15 protein-coding genes are annotated in these 20,126 nt (G+C 68.5%); 9 read left to right on the top strand and 6 right to left on the bottom strand.

Features of this window, described 5'->3' with window-relative positions; genetic code table 11:
• Positions 1-2,324, bottom strand: a 2,324-nt coding sequence (locus ACCC97_RS19250) for a hypothetical protein (protein ID WP_413334418.1), incomplete at its 3' end; no start/stop codon positions are given.
• A gap of 303 nt (positions 2,325-2,627) precedes the next feature.
• Here ACCC97_RS19250 and ACCC97_RS19245 point away from each other — a divergent pair.
• The gene (locus ACCC97_RS19245; RefSeq protein WP_413334416.1) at positions 2,628-3,062 is read left to right on the top strand and encodes a DUF1841 family protein; all 435 of its coding nucleotides are present in this window, start codon (positions 2,628-2,630) and stop codon (positions 3,060-3,062) included.
• A gap of 104 nt (positions 3,063-3,166) precedes the next feature.
• On the opposite strand, the gene ACCC97_RS19240 is transcribed toward ACCC97_RS19245, so the two are convergent.
• Complete coding sequence (locus ACCC97_RS19240; RefSeq protein WP_042673628.1) at positions 3,167-4,156, bottom strand: LysR substrate-binding domain-containing protein; 990 nt, start codon at positions 4,154-4,156, stop codon at positions 3,167-3,169.
• Positions 4,157-4,263: 107 nt separating this feature from the next.
• On the opposite strand from ACCC97_RS19240, the gene pcaH reads away from it, so the two are divergent.
• Both pcaH and pcaG read left to right on the top strand, forming a co-directional pair.
• Positions 4,264-4,989, top strand: coding sequence for a protocatechuate 3,4-dioxygenase subunit beta (pcaH, locus tag ACCC97_RS19235; RefSeq protein WP_007835001.1), 726 nt, complete (start codon positions 4,264-4,266; stop codon positions 4,987-4,989).
• 17 nt (positions 4,990-5,006) lie between these two features.
• Positions 5,007-5,615 carry a protocatechuate 3,4-dioxygenase subunit alpha gene (pcaG, locus tag ACCC97_RS19230; protein WP_413334413.1) on the top strand — a complete coding sequence of 203 codons (609 nt, stop codon included), beginning with the start codon at positions 5,007-5,009 and terminating at the stop codon, positions 5,613-5,615.
• 69 nt (positions 5,616-5,684) lie between these two features.
• On the opposite strand, the gene ACCC97_RS19225 is transcribed toward pcaG, so the two are convergent.
• Positions 5,685-6,377, bottom strand: coding sequence for a c-type cytochrome (locus tag ACCC97_RS19225; protein ID WP_413334411.1), 693 nt, complete (start codon positions 6,375-6,377; stop codon positions 5,685-5,687).
• Between the two features lie 160 nt (positions 6,378-6,537).
• On the opposite strand from ACCC97_RS19225, the gene ACCC97_RS19220 reads away from it, so the two are divergent.
• From ACCC97_RS19220 to ACCC97_RS19195, 6 genes are all read left to right on the top strand, one after another.
• A complete protein-coding gene (locus tag ACCC97_RS19220) occupies positions 6,538-7,392 on the top strand; it encodes an AAA family ATPase (protein ID WP_007835007.1) in 855 nt (284 codons plus the stop codon).
• Between the two features lie 16 nt (positions 7,393-7,408).
• Complete coding sequence (locus ACCC97_RS19215; RefSeq protein ID WP_007835010.1) at positions 7,409-7,996, top strand: GNAT family N-acetyltransferase; 588 nt, start codon at positions 7,409-7,411, stop codon at positions 7,994-7,996.
• A 17-nt stretch (positions 7,997-8,013) separates the two neighbouring features.
• Positions 8,014-9,201 carry a vWA domain-containing protein gene (locus ACCC97_RS19210; RefSeq protein ID WP_007835011.1) on the top strand — a complete coding sequence of 396 codons (1,188 nt, stop codon included), beginning with the start codon at positions 8,014-8,016 and terminating at the stop codon, positions 9,199-9,201.
• Between the two features lie 62 nt (positions 9,202-9,263).
• Positions 9,264-11,192, top strand: coding sequence for an autotransporter assembly complex protein TamA (locus tag ACCC97_RS19205; RefSeq protein ID WP_413334409.1), 1,929 nt, complete (start codon positions 9,264-9,266; stop codon positions 11,190-11,192).
• An 8-nt stretch (positions 11,193-11,200) separates the two neighbouring features.
• On the top strand, positions 11,201-15,277 hold the full coding sequence (locus ACCC97_RS19200) for a translocation/assembly module TamB domain-containing protein (RefSeq protein WP_413334407.1): 4,077 nt from the start codon (positions 11,201-11,203) through the stop codon (positions 15,275-15,277).
• A 98-nt stretch (positions 15,278-15,375) separates the two neighbouring features.
• Entirely contained in the window at positions 15,376-15,675 is a 300-nt protein-coding gene (locus ACCC97_RS19195) for a hypothetical protein (RefSeq protein WP_413334405.1), read from the top strand.
• 9 nt (positions 15,676-15,684) lie between these two features.
• Here ACCC97_RS19195 and ACCC97_RS19190 read toward each other — a convergent pair whose 3' ends face one another.
• Genes ACCC97_RS19190 through fdhF form a run of 3 tightly spaced genes read right to left on the bottom strand, consistent with a single transcriptional unit; the run spans position 15,685 to position 19,772 of the window.
• On the bottom strand, positions 15,685-15,993 hold the full coding sequence (locus tag ACCC97_RS19190) for a formate dehydrogenase subunit delta (protein WP_007835015.1): 309 nt from the start codon (positions 15,991-15,993) through the stop codon (positions 15,685-15,687).
• A gap of 31 nt (positions 15,994-16,024) precedes the next feature.
• Positions 16,025-16,885, bottom strand: coding sequence for a formate dehydrogenase accessory sulfurtransferase FdhD (fdhD, locus tag ACCC97_RS19185; RefSeq protein ID WP_413334422.1), 861 nt, complete (start codon positions 16,883-16,885; stop codon positions 16,025-16,027).
• A gap of 10 nt (positions 16,886-16,895) precedes the next feature.
• Positions 16,896-19,772 (bottom strand): formate dehydrogenase subunit alpha, encoded by a 2,877-nt coding sequence (gene fdhF, locus ACCC97_RS19180; protein WP_007835018.1) that lies wholly within the window; start codon positions 19,770-19,772, stop codon positions 16,896-16,898.
• Between the last annotated feature and the right edge of the window lie 354 nt (positions 19,773-20,126).

Genomic DNA, 20,126 nt, shown 5'->3' with positions numbered 1-20,126 from the left:
TCGCTGCCGAGCACGCCGTCGAGCAGGCCGCCTGTGCCGCCATCGGTCACGCCGCCGAGGACGCCGCCCAGAAGACCGTCGCTGCCGAGCACGCCGTCGAGCAGGCCGCCTGTGCCGCCATCGGTCACGCCGCCGAGCAGGCCGTCGCCGGACACGAGATGGGCCACGCCGTCGGTCAGGTAGTCGACCTGCGCCGTGACACCGTTCAGCAGCGCTGTCGTCGTGCCCTCACCGAGCAGTTGATCGGTCAGCGGGCTCAGCAGACCACCAGCACTGGCCGCCACTTCGCCCACGACGCCATCGACCGGGTCGAGTACGTTGGGGTTGTTCTCCGAGAAGCTGCTGCCGAGCACCGGAGCCAGCAGGCCGCCGGCGGTGTTGGTCAGACCGTCCGCGAAGCCGACCACCGATCCAAGCGTGTTCCCGAGACCAAGCTCGCCCACCAGGCCGGTGTTCAGGCCATCGGCCAGGTTGCCGGCCATGCCGTCGGCCGGGTCGAACAGGCCAGCGCCCGTGCCCGGGGTGCCGCCGTTGCCGAGCACATCGCCGAGCAGACCACCTTCGCCGCCGAGCACGCCGCCCAACGGGCCTTCTTCGCCGAGCACGCCGCCCAACACGCCGTTTTCGCCAAGCAAGCTGCCGAGCAGGCCGGTGGTACCGAGCAGGCCGCCCGCGAGGCCGTCTTCGCCCAGCACGTCGGAGAGCGTGCCGTTCGTGCCGAGCAGCGAGCCGACGGCGCCGTCCGGACCCAGCAAACCACCCAGGGGCGTGCCTTCGCCGAGCAGGCTTCCGACCACGCCATCCTCACCCAGAACGCCGCCGAGCAGGCCACCGGAAAGACCGTCGTTGCCGAGCACGCCACCCAGGGGGCCGCCGTCGCCGACCACTCCGCCGAGCAGGCCGTCGAGGGCGCTGCCCTGGCCGATCAGGTCGCCGACGAGGCTGCCTTCACCGAGCAGGCCTCCAACCAGGCCATCGTCTGCCAGCAGGTTGCCGACCACCCCGTTGTCGCCGAGCAGGCCGTCGAGCGTGTTGCCGACCACGCCGCCGTCAGCCAGCAGGTTGTCGAGGCCCAGGCTGGAGGTCAGGCCACCGAGCGGGCCTTCATTGGAAAGGAGGTTGTTCAGGCCGTCGGTCAGGTAGTCCACCTGGCCGTTCAGATGACCGATCAGCGCATCGGTCACGCCCTCGCCGAGCAGGGTGTCCACGATGGGACTCAGGCTGTTGCCGAGCGGGTCGGTGATGTTGCCGACGACCTCGTCGACCGGGTCCAGCGCGTTGGGATCGTTGCGGGTGAACTCGGAGCCGAGCAGCGGTGCCAGCACGCTGTCGACCACGTCGGTCGTGCCGTCGACCACCGGGGCCACGGGAGCGAGCGCGCCGCCCAGGCCAGCGGTGCCGTCGACCGCGCCGACCGCGCCATCGACGAGGCCGTCGCCCGGATCGAGCAGGTGATCGCCGTCTGCGTCTGCGTCTGCGTCTGCGTCGGCATCCGCATCGGCATCGGCGTCTGCATCTGCATCTGCATCTGCATCTGCATCGGCGTCTGCGTCGGCATCGGCATCGGCGTCTGCGTCGGCATCCGCGTCAGCATCCGCATCCGCATCCGCATCGGCATCGGCATCGGCATCCGCGTCAGCATCCGCATCGGCGTCGGCATCACCGTCCGCATCCGCATCAGCGTCCGCATCGGCGTCGGCATCCGCATCGGAGTCGCCCACGCCCGAAAGGAGCAGCGGGACCGCGCTGTCGCTGCCGCCGCCACCGCCGCCGAGCGCGGCGCCGAGTGCGGCGGCGCCCAGGGCACCGAGTGCGAATTCACCCAGCCCGATGCCGCTGCCGGCAGCGAGCTTCTTGGTCACGGCCAGGGCAGCGGCATCCGCATCGCTGTCCGGCGGGGTCACTTGCAGGTCGCCCGAAGCGACGTCCACATTCACTTGTTCGAGGCCGCCCGGCAGCTTGGTCGAGCCGATGGTGGCATCGGTGCCGCCGGTGAACACGCCGGCCAGCGGGGCCTTGTTGGTCGCCGAGCCGGGAAAGAGAACGTTGGCGTGGCCGTCCTGCGGGACGATCACGCGGTCGCCGGCCACCAGTGTCTGATTGCCATCGACCGGAATGCGGACACCGTCGCGCATCACGGCGACACCCGGCGTGGCATTCGATAATGTGCCGATGCTGGACGGGCCAGTTGCAGCGGGCGCCGCCGAACTCGCCATGGCAGGAGCGCCTAGCGGAGTAACGGTGGCCTGGGCAATGACCACAGGAGCACCGCCTGCGGCGGCAAGTCCTTCGGTCGAATTCGTCGATGCTTGTTGAGCGGTCATGGCAGCCTCTGTGACAAAAGATGCCTACTCAGGGGCAACTAGCGTGCCGCTTTTTGCTCGCCCCTTGCCAAACCGCCTTCAGGCGCCGCAACTTGTTGATTCGTATGGAAATTTTTCTTTGAGCCGGCCTGCCGATGGGGTTCGGAAACAGCCCGCAGGAAGGTCATTCAGCGATTCGTTACGTAACGACGTAACCCCCTGTACCCGGAACGTCCGGCACATCCGAGGTCTTGCTCCGGGCTTGCGTACCGGCTCTTGCGCGGGACCCACTTCCTTCTTTTTCTTTCTTCCTCTTCTATAGATATGTTCAATCCCTCCCAGGAAGACGTGCGCCGCTTCTTCTGCGACGTGTACGCCAAGCACCGGCAGGGCTTGCCGATGGAAGCGCTCGAGACCATCGCCGCCAGCTGGATCGACGAGCATCCCGAGTACCACGAGGATCTCGCCGATGCCGACGCGGCGGTGGCACGGGTCTACGACGGATCGAACGGACGCGAAAACCCGTTCCTTCATCTGTCGATGCATTTGTCAATCAGCGAGCAATGCTCCATCGACCAGCCGCGCGGCATCCGCCAGGCCGTCGAGCTGCTGGCTGCGCGCCGCGGCTCGCTGCTGCATGCGCATCACGAGGCAATGGACTGCCTGGGCCAGATGATGTGGGAGAGCCAGCGGGCGGGCAGGCCGCCGGACGGCGAGGGCTACGTCGCCTGCGTGCAGCGGCGAGCCACGAAGGACTAACCCCCAGGCTTCGCGCACTTCGTGTCGCTTTGCCAACCCCCTTGCAGGGGGCAACACCTGCGGCCCGGCAAAGCCGGTTCCGCGGTGTTCTTGGTGAAAGCCGGCTAACCGCCGCGCCTGCGCCGGGCCGCTGGGGGGACCGCCCCCTGCTCCTTGGCTGCCTCGCGCAGCAGCGCGGCCATGGCGCCGCGCAGGGCCGAAGGCTCGGCATCGCTGCGCTGCAGCAGCCCGACCGGCTCCTCGGTGCCGGCGGTCTCGATGCGCAGCCGCACGAGGCGCCCGTCCGCCAGCTCGCCGCGCGCGGCACCCAGCGGCGTGATCCACACCGCATCGGACACCGCCACCAGCGCGCGCGCCACCGCCACGTCGAGCGTCTGCAATGCATTGGACGGCAGCACGAGGCCGCGCGCCGACAGAAAGCTCTCGGTGTTGTGGCGCGGGATCGTGCCCTCGCCGTACACCACCAGCGGATAGGCCAGCACCGCCTGCACCGACACCGCCTTCGATGCGAGCGGGTGGCCGGCGCGCACGGCGAACACCAGCGGCTCGGTGTGCAGCAACTCGAAGCTCAGGCCGCCCATCAGGCGCGGATCGCTCATGCGGCCGACCACCAGGTCGAGCTCGCCGGCGCGCAGTTCGTCGAGCAGCACGGCGTTGGCGGCGCTCTTCACCACGATCTGCACCGATGGCCGGCTGTCGCGCAGCCGCGCCAGCGCGACTGGCAGCAGCGCCGGCGCCACGCTCGGCAGCGCGCCGATGCGCAGCCGCTCGATGCGCCCGCCCGACGCTGGCGCCACCGCCTGCGCGCTGGCGTCGAGCGCCTCCAGCACACGCAGGGCATGCGCCAGCAGTTGCTCGCCGGCCGCCGTGAGCCCCTGCACGCCGCGCCGGCCGGCCTTGCTGCGCTCGACCAGCCGCGTGCCGACGATCGCCTCCAGCTCGGACAGGGTCTTGGACACCGCCGGCTGGCTCAGCGCCAGCCGCTCGGCCGCACGCGCGAGATGGCGCTCCTGCGCCACGGCCACGAGGCAGCGCAGATGCCGCAGCTGCACGCTGCGCACGAAATCCTGTCGAAGATCGGCGGAGTCTTTCAATTCCTGTTGGTTATTGAGAACGGAGAATTCTTCAATTTACATCATCGGATGGCGCTTCTAAAGTGGCGGCTTCCCGATTCGTCCCACGACAGCAGGAGACAACGCACATGTCGACCAAGACCCAAGGGCCCCAGCCCACCCTCACCCCGCGCGACTGGAAAGCCCATCCCAGCTACATCTATCCGGGCTACAAGTCCACCGTGAAGCGCGGCCCCCAGAAGCCGCTGATCCCGCTCAAGGCCTCGCTCGGCGAGCTGCAGCAGCCGGTGTACGGCCACGACAGCATCGGCGAGTTCGACCACGACCTCACGCGCAACGCGCGCCGCAACGGCGAGCCGCTGGGCGAACGCATGATCCTCACCGGCCAGGTGCTCGACGAGCGACGCCGACCGGTGGCCAACACGCTGGTCGAGCTGTGGCAGGCCAACGCCGCCGGCCGCTACGTGCACAAGGTCGACCAGCACGACGCGCCGCTGGACCCCAACTTCCTCGGCGCGGGCCGCTGCCTGACCGACAGCGAAGGCCGCTACCGCTTCCTCACCATCAAGCCCGGCGCCTATCCCTGGGGCAACCACCCGAACGCCTGGCGTCCGCAGCACATCCACATGTCGCTGTTCGGCCAGAGCTTTGCGAGCCGCCTGGTCACGCAGATGTACTTCCCCGGCGACCCGCTGCTGCAGTACGACCCGATGATCACCGGCACGCCCGAGCGCTACCGCAACCGCCTCATTGCCGACTTCAGCCTCGACATCACCGAGGAAGGCTACGCACTGGGCTACCAGTTCGACATCGTGCTGCGCGGCGCCGACGAGACGCCCTTCGAGAACCGCTGAGCCAGGAGACACACACCATGCTGATGACCGCACAGGAAGCCGACTACGGCCAGACCCCCTCGCAAACCGTGGGCCCCTACTTCGCCTACGGCCTCACCGCCACGCAGTACGGCTACGACTTCGACCAGCCCTTCGACGCCGTGCTGGCGCTCGACGCCGCCGCCGGCCAGCGCATTCGCCTCGAGGGCCGCGTGATCGACGGCGACGGCAACCCGATCAACGACGCGCTGGTCGAGATCAGCCAGCCCGACGGCGAAGGCCGCTACCCGCAGACGCCCGAAGAAGCGCGCGCCATGGGCTTTCGCGCTTTCGGCCGTGTCGGCACCGGCACCGCCGAGGGCAACCGCTTCGTGTTCCACACCGTGAAGCCCGGCGCGCAGGCGCCCGGCGAAGCGCCGCACATCAACGCGATCGTGCTGATGCGCGGGCTGCTGCTGCACGCGTTCACGCGCGTGTACTTCAGCGACGAGGCCGAGGCCAACGCGAAGGACGCGGTGCTGCAGAGCGTGCCCGCCGAGCGCCGCCACACGCTGATCGCCGAGCGCGTGGAGCAAGGCGGCGCGGTGACGTACCGCTTCGACATCCGCATGCAGGGCACGGACGAGACGGCGTTCTTCGACGTCTGATCTCAGGGAAATCCCGAACACAAAAAAACCCGCTCGCAGCGGGTTTTTTTGTTGCCGGCTTCGAAGCGCTTATTCGGCGCCGTGGTGAATGCGCGACTCGGGCACCGTCTTCAGTTCGCCGGGCAGCGAGCTGATGTAGCTGGCCAGCGTCTTGAGTTCGGCGTTGGTGAACTTCTTGGGTTCGACCTGCTGGCCCATCACCGCGTTGGAGCGGCCGAGGTGCGGGTTGTTCTTCACGCGGTAGGACTTGAGCGCAACGAACAGGTAGTCGGCATGCTGGCCGGCCAGCTTGGGCACGGTACCGTCGTTCGGCGTGTTGAAGTTGGCGCCGTGGCACTTGGTGCAGTTGTTGTCCTTGTCGCGAGAGATCAGCGCCTGAATGTTCTCGGGCGTGGTCTTGGCGAGCGTGACCGGCGGTGCATCGTCCTGCTTCACGCCCAGCTGGCTGTAGTAGGCGGCGACGTCGGCGATGTCCTGCTCGGTGAGCGTGTCGGCGATGGCGCGCATGGTGGGATGCTTGCGGTCGCCGCCCTTGTACGCGGTGAGCGCTGCCGTGATGTAGGTGGCGCTCTGCCCGGCGATCATTGGCACCTTGTGGATTTCAGGGAAGCTGGCTTGGTAGCCGATGATGCCGTGGCAGCCCACGCACATCGCAACCTTCTTTGCGCCGTCCTGGGCCTTGCCAGTGACTTGCTGGGCCTGTGCCGAGAGCGTCACGCAAGCGACAGCAAGGGCAAACATCGTGGTCAACAACTTGTTCATTTTGCGCGCACAATCTCGTGGAGAGTACAGTTTTTCGAATCAACATTCGATTATATGCAGGGGTCCTCCGGAACCCTGTGCAGGCCAACCCTGAGGCTGCACAACGCGTGTCGAGTGTGTTCTTTTCTCCACCCCAGCCTCCGCCTCACTCATCTCACTCATGAAATTCCAGGGCTCAGACAACTACGTCGCCACGCAAGACCTGATGCTCGCGGTCAACGCGGCCATCACCCTGAAGCGTCCGCTGCTCGTCAAGGGCGAGCCCGGCACCGGCAAGACCATGCTGGCCGAGGAAGTGGCCCAGTCGCTCGGCCTGCCGCTGCTGCAGTGGCACATCAAGTCGACCACCAAGGCGCAGCAGGGCCTGTATGAATACGACGCCGTGAGCCGCCTGCGCGACTCGCAGCTGAAGGACCTCGATGGCGGCGAGCGCGTGAGCGACATCAACAACTACATCGTCAAGGGCGTGCTCTGGCAGGCCTTCACGGCCGACCAGCCGGTGGCGCTGCTGATCGACGAGATCGACAAGGCCGACATCGAATTCCCGAACGACCTGCTGCGCGAAATCGACCGCATGGAGTTCTACTGCTACGAGACGCGCGAACTCATCCGCGCCAAGCACCGGCCGGTGGTGTTCATCACCTCGAACAACGAGAAGGAACTGCCCGACGCCTTCCTGCGCCGCTGCTTCTTCCACTACATCAAGTTCCCCGATGCCGAGACGATGAAGCACATCGTCGCCGTGCACTTCCCCGGCCTCAAGCAGGAGCTGCTCACGTCCGCGATGAAGACCTTCTACGACGTGCGCAACCTGCCCGGCCTGAAGAAGAAGCCCTCGACCTCCGAGCTGCTCGACTGGCTCAAGCTGCTGGTGGCCGAGGACATTCCACTCGAAGCGCTGCAGAGCAAGGACGACAAGGTCGCCGTGCCGCCGCTGGTGGGCGCACTGCTCAAGAACGAGCAGGACGTGACGCTTTTCGAGAAGCTCGTCTTCATGCAGCGCAACAACAGATAACTGCACAGGCTTCGCCATGGCGTTCATCGAACCTGCCACGCTGAAGGCCCGCGGCATCGCGCTGGTGCCGTTGTCGCTGGCCCACGAAGAAGGCCTGCGCGCCGCAGCCGCGGACGGCGAGCTGTGGAAGCTGCGCGTCACCTCCGTGCCCGAGCCGCAGGACACGCGCGCCTACATCGAGACCGCGCTCAAGACCGCCGACCGCTTCGCCTTCGCCGTGACCGACGAGGCCACCGGCACCGTGCTCGGCACCACCAGCTTCCATGACATCCTGCCGGGCGTGAAGCGCGTGGAGATCGGCTACACGTGGTACGCCGCGCGCTGTCAACGCACGCACGTCAACACCACCTGCAAGCTGCTGATGCTCACGCATGCCTTCGACGCACTCGGCTGCAACGTGGTGGGCTGGCGCACCGACAATTTCAACTTCGCCTCGCAGCGCGCCATCGAGCGGCTCGGCGCGAAGAAAGACGGCGTGATCCGCGGCCATGCGATGCGCCGCGACGGCACCATCCGCGACACCGTCATGTACAGCCTGCGCGCGGGCGAATGGCCCGAGGTGAAGGCCCAGCTGCTGTACCTGCTCGACAAGCCACGCGGCTGACACACAAGGAGCGCCCCATGCTCATCGACTTCTTCTACACGCTGCGCTCAGCCAAGCTGCCGGTGTCGGTCAAGGAATACCTCACGCTGCTCGAAGCCCTGCAGGCCGACGTGGTGGGGCCCAACTCCGACGGCGCCTACGGCATCGACGACTTCTACTACCTCTCGCGCACCGCGCTCGTGAAGGACGAGAAGCACTACGACAAGTTCGACCGCGCCTTCGCCGCCTATTTCAAGGGCGTGGAGATGCTCACCGACTTCACCAAGGAAGTGCCGCTCGACTGGCTCAAGAAAACGCTCGAGCGCGAATTCACCGCCGAAGAAAAAGCCAAGATCGAGAAGATGGGCTGGGACGAGCTCATGGAAACGCTCAAGAAGCGCTTCGAGGAGCAGAAGGAACGCCACGAGGGCGGCAGCAAGTGGATCGGCACCGGCGGCACCTCGCCCTTCGGCCACGGCGGGTACAACCCGCAGGGCATCCGCATCGGCGGCGCGGGCAAGAACAAGAGCGCCGTGAAGGTGTGGGACCAGCGCGCCTACAAGGACTACGACGACACGCAGGAACTCGGCACGCGCAACATCAAGGTCGCGCTGCGGCGGCTGCGCAAGTTCGCGCGCGAGGGCCACGACGAAGAACTGGACCTCGACGACACCATCCACTCCACCGCGGCCAATGCGGGCTTCCTCGACATCAAGATGCGGCCGGAGCGCCACAACAACGTCAAGGTGCTGCTGCTGATGGACGTGGGCGGCACGATGGACGAGCACATCCAGCGCGTGGAAGAGCTGTTCTCGGCCGTGAAGACCGAGTTCAAGCACCTGGAGTTCTTCTACTTCCACAACTGCGTGTACGACTTCATGTGGAAGAACAACAAGCGCCGCTTCTCCGAGAAGTTCGCCACCTGGGACATCCTGCGCAAGTACAACAAGGACTACAAGCTCATCTTCGTCGGCGACGCGACCATGAGCCCCTACGAGATCCTGCAGCCCGGCGGCAGCGTCGAATACAACAACGAGGAGGCCGGCGCCGAGTGGATCCAGCGCCTCACGCACACCTTCCCGAAGTTCGCGTGGATCAACCCCGAGCCGCAGGGCGTGTGGCAGTACCGCCAGAGCATCGCGGTGATGCAGCAGCTGATGTCCAACCGCATGTACCCCCTGACCCTGCGCGGCCTTGAAGAGGCCATGCGCATGCTCTCGAAGTAGGACGAAACCGCCTGTCGCCGGGGCCCTCGGGAACCGGCAGAGCTTGCTGTCAGAATCCGCCCATGGTCAGGGTGGTTTCAGCTTCCTCGCCGGCGTGGTGGCCGGCTTTGCTTTTTTCCGGCGTCCTGCTTCTGCAAGGCTGCAGCCTGCTGCCGAAAAAGGAAAGCACTGAAAGCAAGCCTGCGGCCGGCCTCGTGCGCAGCGGCAGCGCCACTGCACAAGAGGACAAGGAAAAAGACGACAAGGCCAAGGCCGACAAGCGCGACGCCTTCACCGTCGACGTGCGCGGTCCCGAGGCCGTGCGCGACTACCTCAGGCTCCACCTCGAGATCCAGCGCTACCGCGAGCTCGACGACCTCGGCGCGACCGAGATCTCGCGCCTCATGGTGGCCGCCGAGTCCAACGCCCGCGAACTGCTCGGCACCCTCGGCTACTTCACGCCCACGCTGACGCTCGAACTCAACGAGACGCCCGAGAGCACCAAGGCCCCGCGCGAGATCGTCATCACCGTGTCGCCGGGCGAGCCCACCAAGGTGAGCAACGTGCAGATCAGCTACGGCGGCCCGATCGCCGACGACGCGGCCGCCGAGCCGCAGCGCGACTCGATCCGCACCAACTGGGGCCTGCGCGCCGGCCAGCCCTTCACGCAGCAAGCCTGGGACAGCGCCAAGACCACCGCGCTGCGCAGCCTCACGGCCAACCGCTTTCCCACCGGCAGCATCGAGATCAGCCGTGCCGAAGTGGACGCCGACCGCAGCGAGGCCCGCCTGAGCGTCACCTACCAGTCGGGTCCGGCCTACAAGTTCGGCCCGCTGGTGCTGAACGGCATCCAGCGCTACGACCCCGACGGCGCGCGCCGCATCGCGCGCCTGCCCAGCGGCACCGACTACGACCAGCAGAAGCTGCTCGATGCCCAGCAGCGCCTGGCCAGCAGCGGCTATTACGACTCGGTGTTCCTCACGCTCGACACCGAGAGCGGCAACCCGCTGGCCGCGCCCGTCATCGCGCAGCTGCGCGAAGCGCCGCTGCAGAAGGTGGTACTCGGCGTGGGCTTCACCACCGACAACGGCCCGCGCCTGTCGATCGACCACATCCACAACCAGATCCCGCTGCTGGGCTGGCGCGCCGTCTCGCGGCTGTCGGTCGACCGCGACATCAAGTCGCTGGGCACCGAATGGAAGGCGATTCCCGACGACCGCGGCTGGCGCTGGTTCTCGGGCGCCGAGCTCAAGAGCGAGCAGTCGGGCAGCTATGTGGTCGACAGCGGCCGGCTGCGCGGCGGTCGCAGCAAGTCGGGCGACCACATCGACCGCAGCTACTTCCTGCAGTACGACTACGCGCAGAACCGCGGCACCAACGCGCCGCCCTCGGCCTCGGCCGTGACGGCCAACTGGGGCTGGACGGGGCGCTACTTCGACGACAACGCAGCGCCTTCGCGCGGCTTCGGCCTCGCGCTCGAAGTGGCCGCGGGCTACACGCTCACCGGCGAGCAGATGCCCTTCACGCGCACCTACGCACGCTGGCTCGGCGTGCTGCCGCTGGGCGCGGCCGAGGACAAGGAAACGCGCGCGCGCCGCAGCCGGCTGCAGCTGCGCGTCGAGGCCGGCGCGGTGTCAGCCAAGGAGAACGCACAGATCCCGTCGACGCTGATGTTCCTGACCGGTGGCGACACCACCGTGCGCGGCTACAGCTACAAGCAGATCGGCACCGTGCGCGCCGACGGCCAGACCGTTGCGGGCCGCTACCTCGGCGTGGCCAGCGTGGAGTGGCAGCGTCCCTTCGTCTACAACGACAAGCTCACCGACTGGGAGAGCGTGGTGTTCGTCGATGCGGGCGCCGTGGCCGACAAGCCCGGCGAGCTCAAGCCCAAGGTGGGCGTGGGCGTGGGTGCGCGCTGGCGCAGCCCGGTCGGGCCGGTGCAGGCCGACCTGGCCTACGGCGTGGACTCGAAGAAGTTCCGCCTGCACTTTCGCCTCGGCTTCACCTTCTGATGCTTCCGATGCAGACCGACACCGAACCTACGCCGACGCCCATGCCTCCCGCCGTGCGGCGCTCGCGCGCACGGCGCGCCGCGCGTGCCCTGGCCTGGACCGTGGCCGGCCTGGTGATGGTCGTGATGCTGCTTGCTGCCGGCACCTGGTGGTACATCGGCTCCGACAAGTCGCTCGCCTTCGCGCTCGCGCAGGCCGCGCAGCGGCTGCCGGCCGGACAGACCCTGGAGAGCCGCGACGTCACCGGTTCGCTGCGCACCGGCGGCCACATCGGCTGGCTCAAGTACCAGAGCGAGAGCATCGCCGTCGAGGTGAATGACGCCACCATCGGCTGGACACTGGCCCCGCTGTTCCAGCGCAAGGTGCACCTCGGCGAGGTGCACGCGAAGCAGGTGCTGATCGAAAAGCGCGGCCCGCCGAGCGAGGAGCCCACCAAGCCGCTCGAGCAGCTCGTGCTGCCGGTCGAGGTCGAACTGCCCTTTCGCATCGACGAAGTGCGCTGGGCCGGCCCACCCGTGCTGCGGGCGCTCAACCTGTCGGGCAGCTACAGCTACAACAAGGCCGCCGAGCACGCGCTGGAGATCAAGGGCGTCGACGTTGCCGACGGCCACTACGGCGCCCGCGTGAAACTGCAGGGCCCCGCGCCCATGGCCATCGACGCGGCGCTCGACGGCCGCGTGAAGGCGCCGCTGGCCGAAGACCGCGGCATCGACGTGCTGGCTGCCGCCACGGTGAAAGGCACGCTCGCCGGCACGGCCGCGCGGCTGCAGGTGGCTGCCGAACTGAAGCCCGCCGAAGAGAACGCCGATGCGCCGATGGAAGCCAAACTGCAGGCACAGATCGCGCCCTGGCTGCCCCAGCCAGTGATCGACGCGAAGGCCGACCTGCGCAACGTCGACACATCGAGCCTGTGGCCCGGTGCGCCCGAGACGCGGCTCACCGGCATGGTCGAACTGCAGCCCGACGCCGACACCGGCCCCGCCGCGTGGAAGGCCTCGGCCGACATCCGCAACGCCGTGCCCGGCCCGTGGGACAAAAAGAAGCTGCCGCTCGAACAGGTGCAGGCGCGCGTCGGCTTCGACGGCAACAACTGGTCCCTGCCCGAAGCCACCGTGCGCGCGGGCGGCGGCCGCATCGACGCGGCCGGCAAATGGAGCCCCGCTCCCTCGCCCTGGCAGGCCCAGGCCACCGTACGCGGCGTGCGGCCGGGCGCGCTGTACAGCGAACTCTCGGGTGCGCCCGTGAGCGGCACGCTCAAGGCCGAGCAGAAGGAAAGCACCATCACCTTCGACGCCGCCCTGCGCGCCGAAGGCGGCGCCGGCAGCAAGGCCCTGCCCGGCTTCGCGCTCGACCGCGCGCTGGCCCAGGGCCAGTGGAAAGACCAGGTGCTCGACCTGCGCACGCTGCGCATCGAGGCCCAGCGTGCCAGCGTCAGCGGCCGCTTGCAGGTGCGCGTGGCCGAGCAGGCCGCGAGCGGCAAGCTGGCCCTCGCGCTGCCCGGCGGCAGCGCGCAGGTCGAAGGCCGCATCGCGCCCGATTCGGGGGGCGGCGAGATCAGGGCCGCCATCGACGACGCCGACGCCGTGCAGCGCTGGGTGCAGAGCCTGCCGGGGCTCTCAGCCGTGTTCGCGAATGCGGGCGCCAAGGGCTCCGCGAAGCTCGATGCGAGCTGGCAGGGCGGCTGGCGAACGTTCCAGCGCCGGCTGCAGAGCCCCAACGCGCCTGCGCCGCGCGGCAGCATCGAACCCAGCATCAAGGCCGTGCTCGGCGTGCCGCGGCTCGACCTGAGCCTGCCCTCCGAGCAACCCGGCGGCGCCACCACCACCGTGCAGCTGCGCGACCTGCACGCCGACCTCGCCGGCAGCCTCGCGCAGGCCACGCTCACGCTGAAGGGCGAAGCCGCCACCGGCACGCAGAAGTTCGCCATCGACACCCGCGCCAGCGGCGGCATCGCAGGCGCCGGCCAATGGCGCGCGGCGCTCGCCAGCCTGAAGCTGCAGGCGCAGGACAGCGCCCGCCCCGGTGCCCCCTGGGTGCTGGAACTGAGCCGCGAAGTGACCGCAACCATCCGCAGCAGTATCGGCAATGCATCACCCCGCCTCGACGTCGAAGCCTCCGCCGCCGCGGCCACGCTGCGCGGCCCCGTGCCCGGCACCGTGCGCATCGACTGGCAGCCGCTGCGCTTCAGCCAGAGCGGCGCCGCGCCCAACCGCGTGTTCCGCGTGCAGTCGAAGGGCCAGCTGCAGGGCCTGCCGATGGCCTGGGCCGGCGCGTTGGGCGCGAACGCCACGCTGGGCGAGTACGGCATCAGCGGCGACCTGTTGTTCAACGGCGACTGGGACATCGACGCCGGCGACACGCTGCGCGCCAAGGCCCGCCTCGCGCGCCAGAGCGGCGACATCCGCGTGCAGGCCGGCGAGGCTGCGCTCGTCACGCGCATCACCAGCACCGGCACGGGCACCGCAAGCGAGCGCACGATGAACGCGGCTTCCGCGAGCGGCGACGCGCCCAGCACGCCGGCTGGCCTGCGCCAGGCCGAGCTGCGGCTCGATGCCGAAGGCGACGCCGTGCGCGCCGTCCTCGCTTGGGACAGCGAACGCGCCGGCAAGATCGACGCCGCCATCGACACCCGCGTGCAGCAGCGCGCCGGCGGCTGGCAGTGGGCCCCCGACGCACCGCTGGGCGGCACCGTCAAGGCCGCGCTGCCCAACCTCGGCGTGTGGTCGATGCTCGCGCCGCCGGGCTGGCGCATCGCGGGCACGCTCGACGCCAGCGCCACGCTGTCGGGCAACCGCGCCGTGCCGCGCTGGAACGGCACGCTGGGCGCCGACAAGCTTGCGCTGCGCGCGCCGGTCGAAGGACTGGACCTGCACGACGGCCGCCTGCGCGCCACGCTCTCGGGCGAGCGCGTCGACATCACCGAATTCACGCTCAAGGGCGGCGCCGGCAGCTCCGTGCGCATCGGCGGCCAGAGCGGCAACCGCAGCACCGCCGCCAGCGAGGCCCGCACCGACGGCGGCACCCTCTCGGCCAGCGGCAACCTCGGCTGGGGCCCGGCGAGCGGCTCGGCCTCGGGCATCCGCATGGCCCTGCAGGGCCAGCTGCGCGCGCTGCGCGTGCTGGTGCGCACCGACCGGCAGGTCACGCTCTCGGGCGACCTGCAGGCGCAGCTCGACAACGGCCAGTTCAGCGTGCGCGGCAAGCTCAAGACCGACCGCGCCGTCATCATCCTGCCCGACGAGACCGCGCCCAGCCTGGGCAGCGACGTCGTCGTACGCTCCGCCGCCAAGGACCGCGAGGCCGCCGAGGCGGCGCAGCGCGAATCCGCCAGCGCCAACGCACAGGCTGCCAAGCCGCAGACCGCCAAGCCGCCGGACATCGCCGTCGACTTCGACCTGGGCGATGACTTCGCCGTGCAGGGCCGCGGCATCACCACGCGGCTCGAAGGCAACCTGGAGATCCGCAGCACCAGGCTCAATGCGCCGCCGCGCATCACGGGCGAGGTCAAGACGGTGAAGGGCCAATACCGCGCCTACGGCCAGCAGCTCGACGTGGAGACCGGCCTCGCGCGCTTCAACGGACCTTTCGACAATCCGGCGCTGGACATCCTGGCGATCCGCCCGAACCTGTCGCAGCGCGCGGGCGTGCAAATCACCGGCACCGCGCAATCGCCGCGCGTGAAGCTCTATTCGGAGCCCGCGCTGTCCGACGCCGAGACGCTGTCGTGGGTGATCCTGGGCCGGGCCTCGGCCACCAGCGGCGGCGAATCGGCGCTGCTGCAGCAGGCCGCGCTTTCGCTCATCGGCAAGATCGGCAGCAGCAGCAGCGGCGGCAGCCTGGCCAGCCGCTTCGGGCTGGACGAGCTCGGCTTCAAGGGACCGGGCAGCGGGGGCGACCTGCGCGAGTCGGCCGTGACGCTGGGCAAGCGGCTGTCGAAGGATTTCTACCTCACCTACGAACGCAGCATCGGCGGGACCTTCGGCACGCTCTTCATCTTCTACGACCTGACGACCCGGCTCACGCTGCGGGGCCAGGCGGGACAGACGAGCGGGCTGGACCTGATCTACACGGTGAAGTACGACTGACGGCCGAGCCTGCCGCGAGCGGCCGGGCAAGGGACTTCGATCTTGACCCGGCCCCAACCGCGATCAAGAATCGCCGACGCCTTCACCGAGGAGCGACGATGAACAACGATGGAGACAAGGGCGACCACAGCCCGGCAGCGGACCGTCAGACATCCAGCCCGCCGGCGTCTGCGAGGATCACGCTCGTGCGCAGCGCGATGCATGCGGTGATCGCAGCCGTCGCCCTCGCGGCACTGGCCGCGTCGATCCCTCATTGGGGCGGCAACGAGTTCCCCGTGATGAGCCTGGTGATCTACGTCGCGGGCATGGTGTTCGTCGCCATGCCGCTGTGCCTGTGCTACGAGGCGCTGCTCAAGTCGCAGGCAGAACGCGAGGCCGGCCGCAGCTGGGGCGTCTAGGCCTCGCGCTCAACCCGCATCGCCGCCGCCCTGCGGAAACTGCTCCCTCGCCTCGCCGGCCTCTCGCGCCCCACCGGGCAGCAGATTCGCGCGGTGGCTGCGAACCGCGGACGCGACGATCGGCAGCAGTCCCGTGGCGGCGCCCGCTTCGAGCGCGCGGATCAGCTGCACGCGCATGCTCGGCGCCCAGAACGATTTCAGGTGCGCGGCGATCGCGTTCGTGGCCATGGTGGCGTCGCTCGGCGATTGCGCCTGGAAGAAGGTGCCGATCTGGTTGGCCATCTTGACCAGTTGCGCCGTCGGATCGTGATCGTGCATGCACTGCCTTTGGAATGAATGGATGACTGCTTCAGTGCGCGCCGTACCCGGCCGCTGCCAGGCGCCCCGGGTGGCTGTAGACCGCCAGGTCGTCCTTGCGCGCGAAACCGACCAGCGTGAGCCGCGCGCGCTCGGCCGTGGCCACCGCGAACGAGGTCGGCGCGGACACCGCGGCCAGCAGCGGCACGCCTGCCATCGCCGTCTTCTGCACCATCTCGAAGCTGGCGCGGCTGGTCACGGCGATGAAGCCGCCGGATGCGTCGACATCGTTGTTCGCGAGCGCGCCGATCAGCTTGTCGAGAGCGTTGTGGCGGCCCACGTCCTCGCGCAGCCACTGCACCTCGCCATCGGCCGAGCACCAGGCCGCGGCGTGCACCGCTCCGGTGGCCTGCTGCAGCGTCTGCAGCGACTGGACCTGCAGCATCGCCCGCGCGATCGCCTGCCGTTCGAGCGGCCCCGCCGGATCGGCGAGCACCGGCAGCTCGCGCGAGACGTGCGCCAAGCTCTCGGTGCCGCACAGGCCGCAGCCGGTGCGGCCCGCGATCGTGCGGCGCCTCTGCTTCAGGCGCGCGAAGGCGGCGCTCGACACCTGCAGGCGCACCGTGATGCCGAGCTCCGATTCGCCCGTCTCCACCGCATAGAGTTCGTGCGCGTGGTCGAGGATGCCCTCGCTGAGCGAGAAGCCGAGCGCGAAGTCCTCGAGGTCCAGCGGCGTCGCGAGCATCACCGCATGCGAGATGCCGTTGAACTCCAGCGCCACCGGCACTTCCTCGGCCACCCAGTCCTGCACCGCATAGGCCTCGCCGCCGCGCACGCCGTGCACGGGCAGCAGGCGCGCGCCCTCGCAGAAGGTGTCGGCACCGTCCGCGGCCGGCAAGGTGGCGATGTCCATGGCCATTGCGCTACTTGGCGGGGATCGTCTCGTTGCGCGGAGCCTGCGCCGAACCGGCCGTCGCAAGGTCCAGCTGGACCTTGTTGAAGCGGCTGTACTCCTGCTGCCAGGCGGAGGGCTGCATCACCGGCGCCACCTGCACGGCCGTCACTTTGTACTCCGGGCAGTTGGTGGCCCAGTCGGAGTTGTCGGTGGTGATGACGTTGGCGCCCGATTCCGGGAAGTGGAAGGTGGTGTAGACCACGCCGGGCTGCATCCGCCCGGACACCGTGGCGCGCAGCACCGTCTCGCCCGCGCGGCTCTGGATGCCGACCCAGTCGCCGTCCTTCACGCCGCGCTCCTCGGCATCGTGCGGATGGATCTCCAGCCGGTCCTCGCTGTGCCACTGGTTGTTCTCGGTACGCCGGGTCTGCGCGCCCACGTTGTACTGCGAGAGGATGCGCCCCGTGGTCAGCAGCAGCGGGAACTTGCGCGTGACCTTCTCGTCGGTCGCCACGTACTGCGTGACGATGAACTTGCCCTTGCCGCGCACGAAGCGGTCGATGTGCATGGTGGGCGTGCCCTCGGGCGCGGCATCGTTGCAGGGCCACTGGATGCTGCCGAGTTCGTCGAGGCGCTGGTAGCTCACGCCGTGGAAGGTCGGCGTCAGCGCGGCGATCTCGTCCATGATCTCTTCGGGGCTGCTGTAGTCCATCGGATAGCCGAGGGCCTGCGCAAGCTTCACGGTCACTTCCCAGTCGGCATAGCCGGCCTTCGGCGGCATCACCTTGCGCACGCGCGAGATGCGGCGCTCGGCGTTGGTGAAGGTGCCGTCCTTCTCCAGGAACGAGGAGCCCGGCAGGAACACGTGCGCGTACTTGGCGGTTTCGTTGAGGAACATGTCCTGCACCACCACGCACTCCATGCCCATCATCGCGGCCGCCACGTGCTGCGTGTTCGGGTCGGACTGAACGATGTCCTCGCCCTCGCAGTAAAGGCCCTTGAAGCTGCCGCCGATCGCGGCCTCGAACATGTTGGGGATGCGCAGGCCCGGCTCGGGGTCGATCTGCACGCCCCAGGCGGCTTCGAACGAGGCGCGCGTGGTGCTGTCGGACACATGCCGATAGCCCGGCAGCTCGTGCGGGAACGAGCCCATGTCGCAGGCGCCCTGCACGTTGTTCTGGCCGCGCAGCGGGTTCACGCCCACGCCTTCGCGGCCGACGTTGCCGGTGACCATCGCGAGGTTGGCAATGCCCATCACGGTGGTCGAACCCTGGCTGTGCTCGGTCACGCCCAGGCCGTAGTAGATGGCGCCGTTACCGGCCGTGGCGAACAGGCGCGCGGCGGCGCGCAGCTCGGCCGCGGGCACGCCCGTGGCCTGCTCGGTGGCTTCGGGCGATTGCTCCGGGCGCTCGACGTACGACTTCCACTCCTTGAACGAGGCTGTGTCGCAGCGCTCGGCCACGAAGTCGTCGGCCATCAGGCCTTCGGTGACGATGACGTGCGCCAGCGCCGTGACCACCGCCACGTTGGTGCCGGGCCGCAGCTGCAGGTGGTGCGCGGCCTTGACGTGCGGCGACTTCACGATGTCGATGCGGCGCGGATCGACCACGATCAGCTTCGCGCCCTGGCGCAGCCGCTTCTTCATGCGCGAGGCGAACACCGGGTGCCCGTCGGTCGGGTTCGCGCCGATCACCATGATGACGTCGGCCTTGTCGACCGAGGCGAAGGTCTGCGTGCCGGCCGATTCGCCCAGCGTCTGCTTGAGGCCGTAGCCCGTGGGCGAATGGCACACGCGCGCGCAGGTGTCGACGTTGTTGTTGCCGAAGGCGGCGCGCACCAGCTTCTGCACGAGGTAAGTCTCTTCGTTGGTGCAGCGCGAGGAGGTGATGCCGCCGATCGAGTCCTTGCCGTACTTGGCCTGCAGGCGCTTGAACTCGCCCGCGGCGTAGTTCAGCGCGGTGTCCCAGCTCACCTCCTGCCATGGGTCGCTGATGTTCTTGCGGATCATCGGCTTGAGCATGCGGTCCTGGTGCGTCGCATAGCCCCATGCGAAGCGGCCCTTGACGCAGGAGTGGCCTTCGTTGGCCTTGCCGTCCTTCCAGGGCACCATGCGCACGACCTCGTTGCCCTTCATCTCGGCCTTGAAGGCGCAGCCCACGCCGCAGTAGGCGCAGGTGGTAATCACGCTGTGCTCGGGCTGGCCGAGCCAGATCACCGACTTCTCCTGCAGCGTGGCTGTGGGGCAGGCTTCGACGCAGGCGCCGCAGCTCACGCATTCCGAATCCATGAAAGCCTCGTCCTGGCCCGGCGACACGCGCGACTCGAAGCCGCGGCCGCTGATGGTCAGCGCGAAGGTGCCCTGCGTTTCCTCGCAGGCGCGCACGCAGCGGTTGCACACGATGCACTTGGAGGGGTCGTAGCTGAAGTACGGGTTGGACTCGTCCTTCTGGTCCTTCAGGTGGTTGGCGCCGTCGAAGCCGTAGCGCACGTTGCGCAGGCCGGTGACGCCCGCCATGTCCTGCAGTTCGCAGTTGCCATTGGCCGAGCAGGTGAGGCAATCGAGCGGATGGTCGGAGATGTAGAGCTCCATCACGCCCTTGCGCAGATCCTGCAGCTTCGGCGTCTGGGTGCGCACCTTCATGCCGGCCTCGGCGGGCGTGGTGCACGAGGCCGGAAAACCCTTGCGGCCCTCGATCTCAACGAGGCACAGGCGGCATGAGCCGAAGGGCTCGAGGCTGTCGGTGGCGCAGAGCTTGGGCACGTTGATGCCGGCATCCACCGCGGCGCGCATCAGCGAGGTGCCGGCGGGCACGGTGACTTCGGTACCGTCGATTTCCAGCGTGACCTCGCGCGTCGATTCGCGCTTGGGGGTGCCGTAGTCGGTTTCTTTCAGATGGTCCAACATGTCTTTTGCTTTCTCTCTGTGCCTCGGTGGGCTTTTATTCAGTGGGCTGGGGTTCGGAGCATTTGCGTTCGGCGCGCGTGCACAGGCCACCGGGTACTCCCCTCTGCGAATGTCCCCCGCCTTCGGCTCCTCCTTTATTTCGCTGCGGGGAGCACCCGGCGCCCTGTGCACGATGAGCGCGGCGCTTGTGCTGGCTGATCAACAAGTGCTCTGATCGATCACGCTGGCGGGGTGCCTTGCGCAGCGAAATAAAGGAGGAGGCCGCAGGCCGGGGGACATTCGCGGAGCAAGGCACCCCGTCGGCGTGATCGCGCCCCGAATAACCTTCACCGTGAAGAATCAGAAAGCAAGGCG

The organism is Variovorax sp. Varisp85 (assembly GCF_047304045.1).
Classification (GTDB): domain Bacteria; phylum Pseudomonadota; class Gammaproteobacteria; order Burkholderiales; family Burkholderiaceae_C; genus Variovorax.
The sequence above is the reverse complement of the archived record's forward strand: the minus strand, read 5'-3'. Positions and strand labels throughout refer to the sequence as shown.

Coding starts and splice junctions, on each gene's coding strand:
- fdhD (WP_413334422.1), bottom strand. CDS start 16,885: ATGGACATCGCCACCTTGCCGGCCGCGGACGGTGCCGACACCTTCTGC.
- ACCC97_RS19220 (WP_007835007.1), top strand. CDS start 6,538: ATGAAATTCCAGGGCTCAGACAACTACGTCGCCACGCAAGACCTGATG.
- ACCC97_RS19225 (WP_413334411.1), bottom strand. CDS start 6,377: ATGAACAAGTTGTTGACCACGATGTTTGCCCTTGCTGTCGCTTGCGTG.
- fdhF (WP_007835018.1), bottom strand. CDS start 19,772: ATGTTGGACCATCTGAAAGAAACCGACTACGGCACCCCCAAGCGCGAA.
- ACCC97_RS19195 (WP_413334405.1), top strand. CDS start 15,376: ATGAACAACGATGGAGACAAGGGCGACCACAGCCCGGCAGCGGACCGT.
- ACCC97_RS19215 (WP_007835010.1), top strand. CDS start 7,409: ATGGCGTTCATCGAACCTGCCACGCTGAAGGCCCGCGGCATCGCGCTG.
- ACCC97_RS19190 (WP_007835015.1), bottom strand. CDS start 15,993: ATGCACGATCACGATCCGACGGCGCAACTGGTCAAGATGGCCAACCAG.
- ACCC97_RS19200 (WP_413334407.1), top strand. CDS start 11,201: ATGCAGACCGACACCGAACCTACGCCGACGCCCATGCCTCCCGCCGTG.
- ACCC97_RS19210 (WP_007835011.1), top strand. CDS start 8,014: ATGCTCATCGACTTCTTCTACACGCTGCGCTCAGCCAAGCTGCCGGTG.
- pcaG (WP_413334413.1), top strand. CDS start 5,007: ATGCTGATGACCGCACAGGAAGCCGACTACGGCCAGACCCCCTCGCAA.
- pcaH (WP_007835001.1), top strand. CDS start 4,264: ATGTCGACCAAGACCCAAGGGCCCCAGCCCACCCTCACCCCGCGCGAC.
- ACCC97_RS19205 (WP_413334409.1), top strand. CDS start 9,264: ATGGTCAGGGTGGTTTCAGCTTCCTCGCCGGCGTGGTGGCCGGCTTTG.
- ACCC97_RS19245 (WP_413334416.1), top strand. CDS start 2,628: ATGTTCAATCCCTCCCAGGAAGACGTGCGCCGCTTCTTCTGCGACGTG.